Origin of the sequence: Selenomonas sp. oral taxon 137 str. F0430 (genome assembly GCF_000183625.1) — a bacterium.
Taxonomy (GTDB): Bacteria; Bacillota; Negativicutes; order Selenomonadales; family Selenomonadaceae; genus Centipeda; species Centipeda artemidis.
The window spans coordinates 362,286-379,156 of the sequence record NZ_AENV01000005.1; the positions used below are offsets into that span (position 1 = coordinate 362,286).

General features: G+C 57.8%; 13 protein-coding genes and 1 tRNA gene. 13 read left to right on the plus strand and 1 reads right to left on the minus strand.

What is annotated here, in order from left to right; all coding sequences use genetic code 11:
* Positions 1–28: 28 nt before the first annotated feature.
* The 4 genes from HMPREF9162_RS02985 (at position 29) to HMPREF9162_RS03000 (ending at position 6,347) form a co-directional block, all read left to right on the plus strand.
* Complete coding sequence (locus HMPREF9162_RS02985) at positions 29–1,870, plus strand: cation-translocating P-type ATPase (protein WP_009752601.1); 1,842 nt, start codon at positions 29–31, stop codon at positions 1,868–1,870.
* 337 nt (positions 1,871–2,207) lie between these two features.
* On the plus strand, positions 2,208–4,385 hold the full coding sequence (locus tag HMPREF9162_RS02990; protein WP_009752701.1) for a TonB-dependent siderophore receptor: 2,178 nt from the start codon (positions 2,208–2,210) through the stop codon (positions 4,383–4,385).
* Positions 4,386–4,449: 64 nt separating this feature from the next.
* The gene (locus HMPREF9162_RS02995; protein WP_009752725.1) at positions 4,450–6,162 is read left to right on the plus strand and encodes an ABC transporter ATP-binding protein/permease; all 1,713 of its coding nucleotides are present in this window, start codon (positions 4,450–4,452) and stop codon (positions 6,160–6,162) included.
* 109 nt (positions 6,163–6,271) lie between these two features.
* Positions 6,272–6,347: transfer RNA gene (locus tag HMPREF9162_RS03000), tRNA-Gln, on the plus strand.
* 90 nt (positions 6,348–6,437) lie between these two features.
* Here HMPREF9162_RS03000 and HMPREF9162_RS03005 read toward each other — a convergent pair.
* Positions 6,438–6,908: a low molecular weight protein-tyrosine-phosphatase gene (locus HMPREF9162_RS03005; protein ID WP_009657356.1), complete on the minus strand. Its 471-nt coding sequence runs from the start codon at positions 6,906–6,908 to the stop codon at positions 6,438–6,440.
* Between the two features lie 207 nt (positions 6,909–7,115).
* Between HMPREF9162_RS03005 and HMPREF9162_RS03010 the strand changes: the two genes are divergently transcribed.
* The 9 genes from HMPREF9162_RS03010 (at position 7,116) to fusA (ending at position 16,870) form a co-directional block, all read left to right on the plus strand.
* Entirely contained in the window at positions 7,116–8,744 is a 1,629-nt protein-coding gene (locus HMPREF9162_RS03010; RefSeq protein ID WP_037350160.1) for a ShlB/FhaC/HecB family hemolysin secretion/activation protein, read from the plus strand.
* A 48-nt stretch (positions 8,745–8,792) separates the two neighbouring features.
* Positions 8,793–9,452, plus strand: coding sequence for a tRNA (guanosine(46)-N7)-methyltransferase TrmB (gene trmB, locus HMPREF9162_RS03015; RefSeq protein ID WP_009752582.1), 660 nt, complete (start codon positions 8,793–8,795; stop codon positions 9,450–9,452).
* The gene (locus HMPREF9162_RS03020) at positions 9,452–10,648 is read left to right on the plus strand and encodes an FtsW/RodA/SpoVE family cell cycle protein (protein WP_009752686.1); all 1,197 of its coding nucleotides are present in this window, start codon (positions 9,452–9,454) and stop codon (positions 10,646–10,648) included. Before trmB ends, HMPREF9162_RS03020 begins: the two co-directional genes overlap by 1 nt.
* Positions 10,649–10,717: 69 nt before the next feature.
* Complete coding sequence (locus HMPREF9162_RS03025; RefSeq protein WP_009438240.1) at positions 10,718–12,742, plus strand: LTA synthase family protein; 2,025 nt, start codon at positions 10,718–10,720, stop codon at positions 12,740–12,742.
* A 43-nt stretch (positions 12,743–12,785) separates the two neighbouring features.
* Positions 12,786–13,244 carry a hypothetical protein gene (locus HMPREF9162_RS03030; protein WP_009438318.1) on the plus strand — a complete coding sequence of 153 codons (459 nt, stop codon included), beginning with the start codon at positions 12,786–12,788 and terminating at the stop codon, positions 13,242–13,244.
* A 322-nt stretch (positions 13,245–13,566) separates the two neighbouring features.
* On the plus strand, positions 13,567–13,812 hold the full coding sequence (locus HMPREF9162_RS03040) for a ribosomal L7Ae/L30e/S12e/Gadd45 family protein (protein WP_009349612.1): 246 nt from the start codon (positions 13,567–13,569) through the stop codon (positions 13,810–13,812).
* Between the two features lie 64 nt (positions 13,813–13,876).
* Positions 13,877–14,254: a 30S ribosomal protein S12 gene (gene rpsL, locus HMPREF9162_RS03045; protein WP_006307578.1), complete on the plus strand. Its 378-nt coding sequence runs from the start codon at positions 13,877–13,879 to the stop codon at positions 14,252–14,254.
* A 33-nt stretch (positions 14,255–14,287) separates the two neighbouring features.
* Positions 14,288–14,758: a 30S ribosomal protein S7 gene (gene rpsG, locus HMPREF9162_RS03050; RefSeq protein ID WP_009657301.1), complete on the plus strand. Its 471-nt coding sequence runs from the start codon at positions 14,288–14,290 to the stop codon at positions 14,756–14,758.
* Between the two features lie 33 nt (positions 14,759–14,791).
* Entirely contained in the window at positions 14,792–16,870 is a 2,079-nt protein-coding gene (fusA, locus tag HMPREF9162_RS03055) for an elongation factor G (protein WP_009657363.1), read from the plus strand.
* Position 16,871 lies beyond the last annotated feature (1 nt).

Here is a 16,871-nt window from a genome sequence, read left to right on the forward strand (position 1 = left end):
TTTGATATATAGCGGAGGAGGAAATACGATGATCGAAGCGTGGCTGAAGAGCGCGCCGCGTCCGACGCTGTTCTGCGCCGGCATTTCGGCGGCGGCGCTCGTGATGAGCCTTGCGGGTATTCCCGCGGCGCCCTTTGATCCCGCGTGGATTGCGGTCGCTTTGTGTGGCGTTCCTATTCTCTATGTCGCGGGGCGCGGCATCATGGACGGTTTTGACATCCGCGCCGGTGTCCTCGTCTCGCTCGCTCTCATCGCTGCGCTGCTGACGAAGGAGTACTTCGCTGCGGGCGAGGTCGCGCTCATCATGCAGATCGGCACGCTGCTTGAGGACTGGACGGTCGCGCGGGCGCGTGCGGGACTCGAGGGACTTGCGGCGCTCGCGCCGCAGACGGCGCACCGCCTGCGCGGAGACGTACAGGAGACGGTTCCCGCGGAGGCGGTGCGGTCGGGCGATCTGCTGGTCGTGCGCGCGGGCGAAACCGTACCCGTCGACGGTACGGTGACGGCGGGGGAGAGCGCCGTGAACGCCGCCGTCATGACGGGCGAATCCCTGCCCGTGGATAAGCGTGCGGGCGACGCCGTCATCAGCGGCACGGTGAACACCTACGGCACATTTACCATGCGGGCGGAGAAGGCCGCGACGGATTCCTCCCTCCAGCGCATGATCGCACTTGCACGTGAAGCGGATGCGAAAAAGGCGCCCATCGTGCGCCTTGCCGACCGTTGGGCCTCATGGCTCGTCGGTATCGCGCTCGCCTGTGCGCTGCTCGTCTGGTGGGGGACGGGCGAGCTCGTGCGCGGCGTTACAGTGCTTGTCGTCTTCTGCCCCTGCGCCTTCGTGCTCGCCACGCCGACGGCCGTCGCGGCGAGCATCGGCAACCTCACGCGTCACGGCGTTTTGATCCGTACGGGAGATGCGCTCGAACGGCTTGCCCGGGTTCAGACCGTCGCCTTTGATAAGACGGGGACGCTGACGCACGGGACGCCTCGGGTTGTTGCCGTACGCGCGCTGTCGGGCGCGTATACCGACGAAGAGCTTCTGCGCCTTGCAGCAGCTGCAGAACAGCATTCCGAGCACCCGCTGGGACGCGCCGTCGTCGCGGCGTATTTGGAGCATGGAATGCCGCTGCCGCCGGCACGGGATACGCAGGTGCGCGCGGGGCGCGGCATCACGGCGGAGGTCGAGCACCGGAAGATTACGGTCGGGAGCCCTGCATTGCTCGCGGGATATACGGCGATCGATACAGCCGCGCAGTGTGTCGCTGCGTATGCGCGGGAGGGCGCGACGGTCAGCTGCGTTGTCGTGGATGACGAGATTATCGGCATCGTCGCGCTCGCCGATACGCTGCGTGCAGAGGCTGCGGCCGTCGTCGCCGCGCTGCACGCACGGGGCATCGACACCGTCCTGCTTACGGGGGACAGCGCCGCCGCAGCGGAACATATCGGTGCGCAGGCGGGGATTGCAGAGCTGAGGAGCAGCCTTCTCCCTGCCGATAAGATGAACTATGTTGCGGACGAAGGGCGCCGTATTGCTATGGTCGGCGACGGCATCAACGACGCGCTCGCGCTGAAGGCGGCCTATGTCGGAGTCGCCGTGGGCGGCGTCGGCTCGGACATCGCGGCGGCGTCCGCGGATGCGGTGCTCGTTGCGGGAGGCGTGCGGCGGCTCCCGCATCTTTTCGCGATGGCGGAGCGCTGTATGTGGAAAGTGCGGCAGAATATCTTCCTCGGCCTCTGCATCAATTTCGTTGCCGTCATGCTCTCGGCGCTCGGGATGTTGACGCCCGTCACGGGCGCGCTCTGGCATAATGCAGGCTCCGTCTTTGTCGTCGTGAATGCGGCGCTCCTGCTGCGCGCGCGGGATGACTGAGTACAAAAGACGGCATAATTGCCGTCCGCTATATAGAAACGGAGCATGTGCCGCAATCTTTCTTGTCCTACAGAACCTTTCTAAAACTGGAAAATATACACTTCTTCACCGTGCACGCGTAAAATGGATGTGCACGGTGCCTTTTTCTATACAACCACTTGTAATGAGAATCTATATCGTTTATAATACGACTGTTATTACTTTTTGTTTTACAATGGGATTTTCTAATTGGGGATTCGGAGGAAAGGGAGAATCGTCATGTCGCCTTATCATATTCGCCAAAGCATATTATTATCTCTGCTTGCAAGCGGAACATTGCTGTACGGGACTACTGTATTTGCTGCAGCTGAAAATTCTGAAAACGGGGGGGGTAGATCCTTCTCATAGTGAGGCGTCCACAGTCTACGGTCTTGACGACGATGCGGAAGTCTATGATCTCGATACGGTTGTCGTTACGGCGCGCCGCGAGCCGCTCTCGGAGCTGACGGACAAAAGCGACTATGCGGGCGGACAGGTCTCGCGCAAACTCAACCTCGGCTCGCTCGGCGAGCGCGACTTCCTCAACACGCCGTTCTCCGTCACGGGCTACACGGCGAAGTTCATCGAGGACACGCAGGCGCAGACGGTGGACGACGTCGTGGCGAACGATCCTTCGGTGCACACGCAGTCCGGCTCGACGGCGACGAACATGTGGACGATCCGCGGGTTTGATTTGCAGAGCCAGGATATGAGCTATAACGGGCTCTACGGCATCGCGCCGAACTATCAGGTGAGCATGGACGCCATCGAGCGCGTCGAGGTGTTCAAGGGACCGAGCGTCCTCCTGCACGGCATGTCGCCGAACGGTTCGGTCGGCGGGACGATCGACCTCATCCCGAAGCGCGCCGAGAACAAGCCGCTCAAGCGGTTCACGATGGGATTCGGCAACGGCACGCAGACGAGCGCGCATCTCGACCTCGGACAGCGGTTCGGCGAGAATAATAAGTACGGCATCCGGTTCAACATATCGCACCGCAACGGATCGACCGTGCGCGATGATGAGAAGGATAAGATGACCGCCGCGACGATCGCGTTCGATATTCGCGGGAACCGTTCGCGCTTTGCCCTCGACGCCGGCTATCTGCATCGAGAGGTCAAGAATGCCAGTATGCCGCTGAAATTCAGCGATGCGGTACTTGCGCAGATCACGACACCGCCGACCCTGCCGAGCAACACGCTGAACTTCGGTGTGCGCGGTACCATTGCCGATACGAAGGATACGTTCGGCATGGCGTGGTATGAATACGATCTCAGCAAGGACTGGATGGCGTATCTTGCCGTCGGTCTGCGTCACACAGAGCAGGACTATTCCTATGGCACGCTCCGCTTTACCCCGCCTGATACGGTATATGTGAGTTCTTACACATATTTCCCGAAATCATCGGGCGCCAATACGCAGATGGTCGGCATCCGCGGAAAGGCACGCACAGGCAGCATCGACCACCAGATTTCCGTTTCGGCGAGCCGGCTTAATATTACAAGCCACTCGTTCGTCGGCAGTCCCAGCGGATCGTCGGCACCGATGAGCCTGCAAAACCCCAATGCGATTTGGCCGTCGAATTATGTAAAGCGCGGCACGAAAAATCTTCCGAAATTCGCAAGCACCACGTTGAAGGGGCTCAGCATCTCCGATGTGCTCTCCACGGCGGATGACCGCTGGCAGCTTATTCTAGGCGGGCGGTTCCAACAGATATCACAGCGGTCATTCAGCCGTGCGACGGGGCGTGTGACGGGACAGTATGATAAAAGTGCGTTTTCACCTGCATTCGCGCTCATTCATAAATTCAACGAGCGCACCTCCGTCTATGCCAACTATATCGAAGGTCTCCAGCAGGGCGGTACCGTTGACGACGCCAATGCGGACAACAACGGCACGGTATTCTCTCCATATAAGACGAAACAGTATGAGATCGGCGCAAAATACGATATGGGCAAGATCGCGGCAACCGTCAGCGCGTTCAGTACGAAGCTGCCCTCGACGATCAATAGGACGACGACGCCCGGTCGACATATTGTCGTATTGGACGGCGAAGAGCGGCACCGCGGCATCGAGGTGAACGTCTTCGGCGAGCCGAAGAAAGGATTCCGCCTGCTCGGAGGGCTCATGTACCTCGATGCGAAAAAGATCAGCACCAATAGGGGGCTGCTTGACGGGAAATCTGCGATGGCCGCGCCGCGGCTGACCGCCGTTCTGAACGCGGAGTACGACATCCCCTCGATCCCCGGGCTGACCGTAACGGGACGGCTTACCCATACCGGAGCGGCGTATATCAATCCGGAAAATACCGTCCGCGTACCGTCTTACATGACGTTTGACCTTGGACTCCGCTACAAGTTCCAATCCGGGAAAACGCCGATGACCCTGCGGCTCAGCGTCAATAATCTCTTTGACCGCAAATACTGGCAGGCGCGCGCTTACGGCGTGACCGTCGGCAATCCGCGCACGTTCCTCCTCTCGCTTTCAGCGGATCTCTAAATCGTATCGTACATAGAAAAGACGGCAGGCTGCCTAAAGCCTGCCGTTTTTGCAGGAGGAGCACGTGAAAAATTTGAACCGCGCATTTTTGCGCGATATATGGCTGCTGTCCAGGGGATTTTGGACGTCCGATTATAAATGGAAGGCGCGGCTGCTGGCTGTCGCCATTATCGCGATGCAGCTCGTTTATGTTTCCATTATGGTGTATTACAACGCCTGGCAGAAAGACTTTTACAATACCATTCAAGAAGTCTCCCCGGAGCATTTCTTTTACTATCTGAAATTTTGGCCGATGTACATGGTGACCTTCATCTTTATTGAGGTGAACCGCGACTATCTCATGCAGTATTTGGAGATACGGTGGCGCGCATGGGTGGTGGACAACTATACCGGCACGTGGCTCGGCGACCGCACCTATTACTTCATGCAGGTGATGCGGGGCGGAGAAGAGGATATCGATAACCCTGATCAGCGGATTTCCGACGATATCCGCTTGTTCGTGAACTATGTTCTGTCTCTGTCGCTCGGTATCTTGAACGCCGTTATGAAAATCTGTTCGTTCAGCGTCGTCCTTTGGAATCTCTCCGGCGTGCTCTATCTGCCGGTGGGTGAGACGGGGGTGCCGGTGTACGGCTATATGGTGTGGCTTGCCGTGGCCTATGCTCTAGCAGGCTGCTTCTTCACCGTTTGGTTTGGAAAACCGCTCGTTTCTCTGAACTATAAGCAGCAGGAATACGAGGCGAATTTCCGTTTTGGTTTGGCGCGTCTGCGCGAATATGGCGAAAGTATTGCCGCTTACTGCGGTGAAGCAAAAGAGCAAAAGGATGCCGCCGCGCGATTTCGTTCAATATGGGAGAACTTTCGCCGTCTCATGACGAAGCAGCGGCAGCTCTCATGGGTGACGTCACTGCATTGGCGTATATCGTTTCTCTTCCCCTATCTCGTGGGGGTACCGAAGATCTTCAGCGGCGAGATGCAGTTCGGCGGGCTCATGCAGACGGCGGTTGCCTTTCAGCAGGTGGAAAACGCGCTTGCCTATCTGGTTCTGCACTATTATTCGCCGACCGAAGCGTCGTTTGCGCAGCTGCAGGCAGTGGTGCATCGCCTTACGGATTTTCGCCGGCATATGGATGACACGCGGGAGATGCTGCGTCGATCGCATCTGCGCCGCAGCGTGCATTCGGAGCATGTATTGGAGGCGCGTGCACTTACCGTGCACAAACCGGACGGTGAGATTCTGCTGCGGGATCTGAACCTCACGATTGCAGCGGGGGAGCGGCTCCTCATCACAGGATCTTCCGGACGCGGCAAGAGCACGATGCTCAAAACGCTTGCGGGCATATGGCCTTATGCCGACGGAGAGATTGCGGCGCCGCCGGACTTCACCCCGTTCTTTGTGCCGCAGAAGCCGTATCTCCCGCTTGGCTCGCTGCGCGATGCGATCATTTATCCGCAGCGGGAGATGCCGTGCAGCGACGACTACCTGCGGGATCTCCTCCGCGCCTGCGGACTCTCCTCTCTTGTGCAGCGGTTGGCGGACGAAGAGAATTGGGGACAGTCCCTTTCGCTTGGCGAGCAGCAGCGCATTGCATTCCTGCGTGTCTTTTTGAAAAAGCCCGCGTGGCTCTTCCTGGACGAGGCAACATCGGCTCTTGATCACGCGAATGAGGAAGCGATGTACGGCCTTTTGCGCGTGTATTGTTCCGAGAGCACCGTCGTCAGTATTGCGCATCGCCTCTCTTTGCGGCGGTTCCATGAGTGGGAACTGGCGCTTTAGGCAGACCGGGCAGCGGCGCCTCTTTACGTGTGCCTGCTCTCCAAAAATATTTCCTTGACAACCGCATGGGATTCGTCTATAATCTCCCATGTTGCTGACATGCAGCGATAGGGGTATCGCCAAGTTGGTAAGGCACGGGATTCTGAATCCCGCATGCGTTGGTTCGAGTCCAGCTACCCCTGCCATTTGTAAATTAAAACCGCAGTCAAACGGCTGCGGTTTTTCTGTGCGCTCATTTTGTATCGCGGCAGCGTTGCTCCGCGGGATGCCAATCGTCAAGCGTTCCCGGAATTCTCGCCGCAAATCTGCGCGAGGAGGGCACGGCACCCTGCGTTGACGTCGCGGTAGGTGGTTTCGAAGTCTCCGGTGTACCACGGGTCGGCGACATCGCGGCGCTCTCCAATGAAGGAGAGGAGTTTGTACGTCTTTCCTGCCGGATCACCGCCCGTCAGGCGGTCGAGGTCGCGCATGTTTTCACGATCCATGCCGACGATGTAGTCATACGTGTCGTAATCGGAGCGCTGCATGAGCGCGGCACTCCGCTTTGTAAAGGGGATACCGTGTACGCGCAGCACCTCGCGCGTGCCGTAATGCGTATCGCTTCCGATTTCGTCCGTGTGCATCGCTTTTGATGTGACGCTGATTTCGTCCGCACGCCCAGCTTCCTGTACCAATGCTTTCATGACGAATTCCGCCATCGGAGAGCGGCAGATGTTGCCATGGCAGACGAACAGTATTTTCTTCATTACGTACGACCTCCCTGTGAGATGCGGCTTCGGTTCCGGTACTGCCGATTCTACCGTAAATCTCTCTGCACCGCAAGCGCCGCGTGCTTGTCTTTTGTATATGAAGATGCTAGAATACAAATGGAATAATGAACCGGGTGAACTATGATTTGGGAGTGAACCGCAATCGTGAGCAGTGCTGTATATCATCGGAAAAAATACGGAACGATGCGTCTTTGGCTTGCCGCCGTTGTCTGCGCCGCCTGTACGGGAGCGGGGACAAGCGTCTTTGCCGCGCCGTCACTCGCGCGGCCGGGGGAGGATATTGCGGAGATGGCGCCGCCTTCCGAGATCGGTGTAGAGGATCGGATCCCTTCCTATCAAAAGGATGACTTTGAAGCACATTTTACGGTGGAGAATTTTGTGCTTGAGGCGCCCGATCTGAATCTTGATAAGGACGAGCTCTCACGCATCCTCGAAGAGGGGATGGGGGCGGGCAAGACGATCGCCGATCTGCGCCGCACCGTCGATGCATTGACGACGTATTGCCGCACGCATGGCTATCCTGCCGCTGCGGCGTATCTGCCGCCGCAGGAGAGCATGGACGGGGTCATTGTGCTGCGCGTGATCCCAGGGCGTTACAATGACATCCGCATTGAGAATAAGAGCCGCCTGAAGACGCCCGTTGCTGCGCGTATCATTGCGGGGCTGAAGAAGAATGATATCATTACGTCGGCGAAGCTCGAGACGGCGCTCTACTCGGTGTCGGATGCGACAGGGGCGCGCGCGGTCGGTGTGCTGAGCCCGGGCGCTTCGTTCGGGACGAGCGATCTGACGGTGCGGATCGAGGATTCGAAGGAGTCCAATACGATTTTCTATGTGGAGAACTACGGCAGTACAGGGACAGGACGTTACCGGTACGGCCTGCAGGAAACGCTTTACGATCCGTCGGGGCGCGGGGATAAGGTCAATGCGGGCACGATTATTTCGAACGGGAGCCTGCGGAATTTCTATGTGAACTATGAGACGGTAGTCGGCCGCGGCGGGACAACGGCGGGCATCGGCATTGCACGGATGAATTACAAGGTCGGCGGCGCGCTTGCGGCGATCGGTGCGGAGGGGAATTCCCTGACGATGACGATTTTTGCCCGGACGCCGCTCTATCATCTGACAAACCGCAGCCTGCTGGTGCGTTACGGCTATAACTACCGCAGGCTGAACGACGATATTACGGGCTTTGATCTCGAAGGGAAGAAGCATACGCACAGCGTCTATGCGGGGCTGGTCGGGATGCAGCGGATGCGCGGGTTGCAGCTGAATTATAATATGAACTTTACGCTCGGACGTTTGTCCTATGATTCGTTGTATTCGAGCATCCTCGGAATGATCAACCGGACGAACGAAGGCGCTTACGAGAAGGTTGAAGCGGATATGACGGCGGTGCAGCGGCTCGGCAATGCGGCGGATCTCATGGTCAAGGTGTCGGGGCAAAAATCGTGGCAGAACCTCGACAGCTCGGAGGATTTTTATCTCGGGGGGCCGAACGGTGTGCGTGCCTACGCGCAGGGAGAGGCATCGGGCGACGAAGGCGTGCTCGGCACGGCGGAACTGCGCTGGCATACGCCGCTGCGCGGGCTGACGATGAGTACGTTCTACGATGCGGGGACAGTACGTATTAGCCATAACGCGCCGAACCGCATGACGCTGCGCGGCTGGGGTGTCGGGGCGGCTTATCATAAGCCGGGCGACTGGTTCGCGCGGCTCGACTATGCACGGCGCATTGGTCTCGATGCGCAGGTTGCGCCGAAGAATGCGGCGTCGGGGCGTGTGTGGTTCCTCATGGGAAAGATTTGGTAATTTCGACGATGGTGCGGCGAGAAAGAGCGGAGATGAACGGGGCAGGATATGAGACTGCGGCGAAAACCGTGGATTGACACGGCGATACGGGACTATGCGGATTTTGTGACGCCGCTCGGCGGGGACGTCCGGCATTTTGCGGGGCGATGGGCGGATGAATTTCGCCGCACGGCGCCGCTTCATATTGAGATCGGTGTGGGCAAGGGCGATTTTATCACGGAGCTGGCGGCACGGCATCCGGAGATCAACTATGTGGGGCTGGAGGCACAGCAGGGCGTGCTCTATTTTGCTGCGCGCAAGGCGGCGGAGCGGGAGCTGAAGAATCTGCGCCTGCTTGTCTTTGATGCGGCGCATCTGTCGGAACTGTTCGCGCCGGGGGAGGTCTGGCGTATCTATTTGAATTTTTCAGACCCGTGGCCGAAGAAGCGCCATGCGAAGCGGCGGCTGACGAGCGAGGTGTTCCTTGCGCGTTATCGGGAAGTATTGCGTCCGGACGGAGAGATCCGGTTCAAGACGGACAATGAGGGCTTATTTGCGTACTCTCTTGAGACGATGGTGCAGGAGGGGTGGCGTCTCTCGGATGTGACGCATGATCTGCACGCACTCGGCGATCCGTCGAATATCATGACGGAGTACGAGCGCAAGTTCAGCGCGCGCGGGGCGAAGATTGGGCGCCTCACGGCGCGGCTGCCGCAGGAGCACGACTGATGCGTACGCGCTATACGCTCTTTAAGAGCGATTCGGAGCCGATTGTTATCATCATGGGGATTCTTCTCGTGGTGGGATTGGTCAATGTATTCAGCTCGAGTTATGTGCTTGCGGCGATGGATTTTGAGAACCCGTATTTCTTCTTGGGGCGCCACGCGCTGTGGAGCTTTTTCGGCATCATTGCCTGCGTGATCTGCCGTAAGGTGGACTATCGCAAATGGCGCGGGCTGATGTTCGTGGGGCTCGGCGTCACGCTCTTCCTGCTTGTCGCAGTACTCTTCGTCGGGACGACGGTGAACGGTGCGCAGCGGTGGATTTCGCTTGGACCGCTTAGCTTTCAGCCCGCAGAGTTTGCGAAGCTCATGGCAGTGCTGATGGGGGCGTTTTCGATTTCGTCGGTGCTCTCGAAGGAGGACTTTTACATTGCGGAGGACTGGCCGCGCGTGGTTGTTCCGTTCGGGGCGATTCTCGTGATGGCGTTTCTCGTCTACCGTGAGCCGGATTTTGGCACAGCGTGCATCGTGTTCGGTGTGCCGCTTCTCATGGCGATTGTGCTGCTTGTTCGTCCGTTTTACTGGGGCGGGTTTGGTCTGCTGGGCGGAATTATTGCCCTTGGGATTGGGGCGCTTCAGCCCTACCGTATGAAGCGCATTCTGGTCTGGATCGATCCTTGGTCGGACGCGCGCGACGCGGGGTATCAGATGGTGCAGTCGCTTTCGACGATCGGGTCGGGCGGCATCTTTGGGATGGGCTTCGGCGACGGCGTGAGCAAATATGAGTATCTGCCGGAGGCACATACAGATTTTGCCTTTGCGATCTTTAGTCAGGAACACGGCTTTCTCGGTGTGCTGCTCATTTTTTTCTTCATCGGGGTGCTTCTCATCTACTGTCTTCGCGTGGCGGCTCGGGCAAAAGACGTGTTCGGGCAGGTGCTCGCGCTCGGCATCGTCTTTCTCGTACTCGGTCAGGCGCTGGCAAATCTTGCGATGGTTGCGGGACTCCTCCCCGTCGTCGGTGTGCCGCTGCCCTTTATTAGCTACGGCGGCTCCTCACTCGTTGTGACAATGGCGGGGATGGGGATGCTGCTCGGCATTGCCGATCGAAACGACCGTGCGTCGGACGGCGATGCGCCACAGAGGCGCGGCGCAGAGGAGGAAGCGGAAGAACGCCGCCGCCGTATGCATGTGGTGCGATAAAGGGACTGCCGTACGCGGGAGCGCGGGCGGCAGTTTTTCAATATCATTGTAGCTTTGTGAGGAAAATCGATGTTCAGTGATTTTTTTCTTGGTGCGCAGCAGGATCTAAAAATCGCGCTCCTGCCGCCGATGATCTGCGCTGTGTTCCGCTTGATCTTCATCCTGACTTACCGTTCGAAAAAGTCGCCGCGCGGCGAGTGGCGCAAGTGGTTCGGCTGTTTTAACTATGGATTTTGGTGGGGGATGGACTTCAACGCATATGTCTATCTTGCGCTTCTGCTTTTTGTTTCCGTTCCGAGCGCCTTTTTGCCCGCTTATTTCAGCGTCGCCGATACGGTGCGGACGATTTTCGTGCTCCTTTATGCGGCGCTGCTGTATACGGCGTTCATTGGGAAGATGATTTTCTATGCACATTTCCGCGATACGTTCAATCAAACGGTATGGCTTGGAAAAAATGCCGATAAGAGAAATTTTGCCGATATATTCTTCAACCAAAATCATGGGGCGTGGCTGTTGCTCGGCTATTTTCCGTATCTTGCGGTCTGTGCTCTCGCCGCGCGGGGGCTTCTTGCACTGCCGTCCGTCGCATATCCGTTTGCGTTTGAGGGCGCCGCGCAGTATGCGGCGAATACGGCGACCTTTCTCGCTGCGATTGCACTCTTTTACTGGCTGCGCTACGGTGGGACGTTCCGCCATCGGAAAAAGCCGGAGTGGGACGAGGTGCCGCCGATCGTGAAGAATGACGTCGTGCTCGGCAAGGCGACCATCGATGATTTTATCGCGCTCGAAATGGTATGGAAGCGTCCGCCGCGCGAAGCGCTCAGACATACGGATGAGGAGTCGCGGCGGATCATAAGAGCGGTACTGCCCGGCGGACGTGACTTTGCCGAATGTCCGCTCGAGCTGTATAAAAGAACCGCGCAGGGGAGCAGAATTGAACCTCCCCGACATATTTTCTTCCTGCTGGGAGAGAGCCATATGCAGGCTCTTTTTGACGCGACATTCGCGCACCTGCATCTGATGGAGGCGAGTGAGCGGTTCCGCGCTGATCCTCATACGGTGAGCATCCATAATTTCCTCCCGGCGGGGATGATCTCGCAGCCGGCGCTCACGAGTCTGCTCCTCGGCATTTATGATGCGGATATGGAGCTGAATGAGAATAAGGATTTTTGGAGCGGGACTCTGCCAACCTCGCTGCCGCGTCAAATGAAGGAGCTTGGGTACCGGACGGATTTTTGGTATGGCGGCGGTTTGAACTGGGGAAGTCTCGCACATTTCCTTCCGGCGGTCGGCTTTGATGCGTCTTACGGCGGCCCCGACATCTGCCCGCCGGATGCGCCGCGCACATGGCTCGGCGTGCATGACCATATCTTTCTCAGAGAGGCTGCACGGCGGATTCGTGCGGCGGAGGAGTACCGCGGGTTTCACTTCCTCTATACAACGTCGAATCACGGACCTTACCTCCTGCCGTTCGAGGACTATGGCTTTGATGCGGATCGGGTTCTGCGGGATGCGCCCGCAGAGCTGCGCGAGAAGGGGCTCCGGCGGCGCGGTCTGGCGTGTGCGTGGTATGCGGACAGAGCTCTTTGTGCGTTCATTGACGAAATGCGAGCGGCGTTCCCGGACAGTCTCTTCATCGTGACGGGCGACCACATGGGCGGCGTGCTGCCGGTGGCGGAGGTTCTGGAACGCAAGGAGATCGCCCTGCGCGAGCGTGTCCTAACGTCCTTTGCGATGCATCATCCGCAGCTGACGCCCACGCACTTTGCAGGGAATACCATCGGCGGACATATGAATATCCTGCCGACGCTCTTTGAACTCATTGCACCGCAGGGATTCGAATACTATGCGATCGAGCGGCCGCTGACAGAGCCTATTGAACGTGTCGTTACGCCCTATGCGTGGGTGACGCGCGCCGAGATTGGCTTTTATGCCGAGCGCGCGGAGCAGACACTCGCCGTGTCGGCGGGCGAGATTCCGCGCCGGAACGATGTGGAGCGGTTTACGGAGGAGCGTGACGGTTGGTCAGAGATGGCGGCGTATTATGTGCGGCATCCGCAGCTTTTGGAATCTGCGGGGCATCGGAACTTGTGATGCACAAAAAGATGAGCAAAAGCTTCGACTGAGGAGGGAAATCATGGAAGGCAGCGTCAGTATTTATGTCAATCGGAAGGATAAATCCCTGTCGCGGGGGCTTCATTACACGGTGCCCGCCGGATTTGGGCAGACTATGGGGGGATATATTCCCGTGGAACGAGACGCGCTTAAAGAGTGTGTCATGGAGGGGCTGGCGGAGAGTTTGGCGGCGTATCGGACGGAGCGGCAGGCTTCCGAACCGTGGCGCATGACGAAGTATAAGACATGGAATAAGTGGCATCGATTTCATCAATGCATCGAGATTGATTATGACGCAGATGAAAAGAAATATCGAATTTCATTATGGGGGAGGGATGAGAGGACGCATTCCTATTCGGGGACTGAGCCGGGCTGCGACTTTCTATTGACGGAGGAGGAGTTTGAAACGCGGTTCGAGGAAATCATGGATTTTCTGATTGACAAGGTGCGGATCATCCACTATATGATTCTGCCTCGTTAAGTGTTTATAAATGAGGGAAGAACGCGGATTCTTTTTGAGGCGGTAGATTTCGTGTCCGCCATATGCTGCTGGTATCGATAGAGGCAATTCGAGAGATACAGGAGCACGCCGCGCCTGCGGAAGAATTGCTGCAAAGAGAAGGCGCCTTTGCGTTCGGCAGGGGCGCTTTTCTTATGCGACGGGAAAAATTTTTTCAAAACACATCCTTTTTTGCAGAAAGATACGCTAGAAAATGTGTCAATGAAAAACTTTGTAAAATATACGTTGACAAGGGTTTTAGCGGATGATATTATGTGACAGTCCCCTTTTTGGAGGTGAGGATATGTCTCTGGAGAAACTGCGCTCTGCGCGCCGCATTGCGGGCGTAAAGCAGGTGGAACGCGCCGTGCTGAACGGTGCCGCGGAGACGGTATTCATCGCATCCGACGCCGATGAACGCGTGACGCACACGCTTCTTGCGGCGTGTGCGGAGAAGGGCGTCGCGGTTGACCGCACGGCGACGAAGGACGAGCTCGGTGAGCGGGCGCGCCTCGATGTAGGCGCCGCTGCGGTCGCAATACTACGGTAAAAACGCAGCCATGCGTTTTCCTACAAAAGAATTGTTACTCGACGACAAAGGAAGGAGGTGCAGTATGCCAACGATCAATCAGCTCATTCGAAAGAGCAGAAAGAGCCTTGAGGAGAAATCGAAAGCACCAGCACTGAAGAACAGCCCGCAGAAGCGAGGGGTCTGCACGCGTGTTTACACATCCACGCCGAAGAAGCCGAACTCTGCTCTTAGAAAGGTTGCTCGTGTTCGCCTGACGAACAGCATCGAGGTGACCGCATATATCCCCGGCATCGGACACAATCTGCAGGAGCACAGCGTCGTCCTCATTCGCGGCGGGCGCGTCAAGGATCTGCCGGGCGTGCGCTATCATATCATCCGCGGCTCGCTCGATACGGCCGGTGTGCAGGATCGCGCACAGGGACGTTCGAAGTACGGCGCAAAGCGTGCGAAGAAGAAGTAAGGAAGTATATCGTTTTAGGTAGGAGGTTGGGCTATGCCACGTAAGGGCCCCGTGCCGAAGCGGGATGTTCTGCCGGATCCGGTATATCATTCCAAGACGGTGACGAAGTTTATCAACAAGGTCATGCTCTCGGGCAAGAAGAGTGTCGCGGAGCGCGTTGTGTACGATGCGTTCGACACAATTCGCGAGAAGACAGGGCAGGATCCGCTCGAGGTGTTCGAGACGGCGCTGCGCAATGTTATGCCCGTGCTCGAGGTGAAAGCGCGCCGCGTCGGCGGTGCGAACTATCAGGTACCTGTCGAGGTACGTGCGGATCGCCGTATGACACTCGGCATTCGCTGGCTCGTCAGCTATGCGCGTCTGCGCGGCGAGAAGACGATGGAAGCGCGCCTGTCGGCGGAGCTGATGGATGCTGCGAACAATACGGGCGCGGCAATCAAGAAGAAGGAAGATACGCACAAGATGGCGGAGGCCAACAAGGCATTCGCACATTATCGCTGGTAACAATACCTGCAGTGTAAGGAGCGATAGGAAACAGTGGCAAGAGAATATTCCCTTGAAAAAACGCGGAATATCGGCATCATGGCGCACATTGATGCCGGCAAGACGACGACCACCGAGCGCATTCTCTTCTACACGGGCGTAACGCACAAGATCGGCGAGGTCCATGAAGGCGCAGCCACAATGGACTGGATGGTTCAGGAACAGGAACGCGGCATTACGATTACGTCGGCGGCGACGACCTGCCACTGGAAAGACCATCGCATCAATATTATTGATACGCCGGGTCACGTTGACTTTACGGTCGAGGTAGAGCGCTCGCTGCGCGTTCTGGACGGCACGGTCGCCGTTCTCACGGCGCGCGGCGGTGTCGAGCCGCAGACGGAGACGGTTTGGCGTCAGGCGGAGCGTTACAACGTTCCGCGCATGGCGTACGTCAACAAGATGGACATTACGGGCGCGGATTTCTTCAATGTTATGAAGATGATGCGCGAGCGCCTCAACGCAAATCCGGTGGCGATTCAGCTGCCGATCGGCGCGGAGGACGAGTTTAAGGGCATCATCGACCTCGTGAAGATGGATGCCATCGTCTATGAGGACGATCTCGGCAAGGTGACCGACGAGGTCGAGATTCCCGCAGAGTACAAAGAGCAGGCGGAAGAGTATCGCGAGAAGCTGCTCGAGGCGTGCGCTGAGGCGGATGATGAACTCATGGAGAAGTACCTCGGCGGCGAAGAGGTCACGGAGGCGGAGATCCGCCATGCGATCCGCAAGGCGACCATCGCCTGCGAGATGACTCCGGTCACCTGCGGCACGTCGTACCGCAACAAGGGGGTACAGCCGCTGCTCGACGCCATCGTGGACTATATGCCGGCACCGACGGATATTCCTCCGATTGCGGGCGTGAATCCCGATACCGGCGAGGCAGACAGCCGTCCCGCGTCGGACAGCGCACCGTTCTCGGCACTTGCGTTCAAGATTATGACCGATCCGTTCGTCGGTAAGCTTGCGTTCTTCCGTGTATATTCCGGCACGCTGAACTCCGGCTCTTACGTCTTCAATGCGACGAAGGACAACAAGGAGCGCATCGGGCGTATCCTCCAGATGCATGCAAACAACCGCAAAGAGATCGATGTGGTCTACAGCGGCGATATTGCTGCTGCCGTCGGACTCAAGAACACGACGACGGGCGATACACTGTGCGACGAAGCGCATCCGATCATTCTCGAGTCGATGGAGTTCCCCGATCCCGTAATCTCCGTTGCGGTGGAACCTGCAACGAAGAACGATCAGGAGAAGATGGGCATTGCCCTTCAAAAGCTTGCTGAGGAGGATCCAACGTTCCGCGTTCATACGGACGCAGAGACGGGACAGGTCATCATCTCGGGCATGGGTGAGCTGCATCTGCAGATCATCGTCGACCGTATGCTCCGCGAGTTCAAGGTCGACTGCAAGGTCGGCGAGCCGCAGGTTGCCTACCGTGAGACGATCCGCAAGTCCGTCAAGTCCGAGGGCAAGTTCGTCCGCCAGTCCGGCGGTCACGGTCAGTACGGTCACTGCTGGCTCGAACTCTTCCCGCAGGAAGCGGGCGAGGGCTTTACGTTCGAGAACAAGGTCGTCGGCGGCGTGATTCCGAAGGAATTCATCAACCCGATCGAGGCGGGCGTTCGTCAGGCAATGGAGAGCGGTGTTGTTGCCGGCTATCCGATGGTGGACATCAAGGTTGTCGTTTACGACGGATCGTTCCATGAAGTCGACTCCTCGGAGGCGGCATTCAAGGTGGCAGGCTCGATGGCGTTCAAAGCCGGTGCCGAGAAGGCAAATCCTGTCCTGCTCGAGCCGTATGTGAAGGTTGAGGTCACGGTGCCCGAAGAATACATGGGTGACGTTATCGGCGACCTGAACTCGCGCCGCGGGCGCATCGACGGCATGGAGCCGCGCAACGGCGTGCAGGTCATCAATGCGTACGTTCCGCTCTCGGAGATGTTCGGCTACTCGACGGATCTCCGTTCCAAAACTCAGGGCCGCGGGAACTACTCGATGGAGGTTTCCTTCTACGACGAAGTTCCTAAGAATATAGCTGACGCTGTAGTCGCCAAAAACAAAGGCGAATAAG

Excerpts from the sequence above, each read along its gene's own strand:
- HMPREF9162_RS03025 (WP_009438240.1), top strand. The coding sequence starts at position 10,718 with ATGTTCAGTGATTTTTTTCTTGGTGCGCAGCAGGATCTAAAAATCGCG.
- HMPREF9162_RS03005 (WP_009657356.1), bottom strand. The coding sequence starts at position 6,908 with ATGAAGAAAATACTGTTCGTCTGCCATGGCAACATCTGCCGCTCTCCG.
- trmB (WP_009752582.1), top strand. The coding sequence starts at position 8,793 with ATGAGACTGCGGCGAAAACCGTGGATTGACACGGCGATACGGGACTAT.
- HMPREF9162_RS03020 (WP_009752686.1), top strand. The coding sequence starts at position 9,452 with ATGCGTACGCGCTATACGCTCTTTAAGAGCGATTCGGAGCCGATTGTT.
- HMPREF9162_RS02985 (WP_009752601.1), top strand. The coding sequence starts at position 29 with ATGATCGAAGCGTGGCTGAAGAGCGCGCCGCGTCCGACGCTGTTCTGC.
- rpsL (WP_006307578.1), top strand. The coding sequence starts at position 13,877 with ATGCCAACGATCAATCAGCTCATTCGAAAGAGCAGAAAGAGCCTTGAG.
- HMPREF9162_RS03040 (WP_009349612.1), top strand. The coding sequence starts at position 13,567 with ATGTCTCTGGAGAAACTGCGCTCTGCGCGCCGCATTGCGGGCGTAAAG.
- HMPREF9162_RS03030 (WP_009438318.1), top strand. The coding sequence starts at position 12,786 with ATGGAAGGCAGCGTCAGTATTTATGTCAATCGGAAGGATAAATCCCTG.
- HMPREF9162_RS03010 (WP_037350160.1), top strand. The coding sequence starts at position 7,116 with ATGCGTCTTTGGCTTGCCGCCGTTGTCTGCGCCGCCTGTACGGGAGCG.
- rpsG (WP_009657301.1), top strand. The coding sequence starts at position 14,288 with ATGCCACGTAAGGGCCCCGTGCCGAAGCGGGATGTTCTGCCGGATCCG.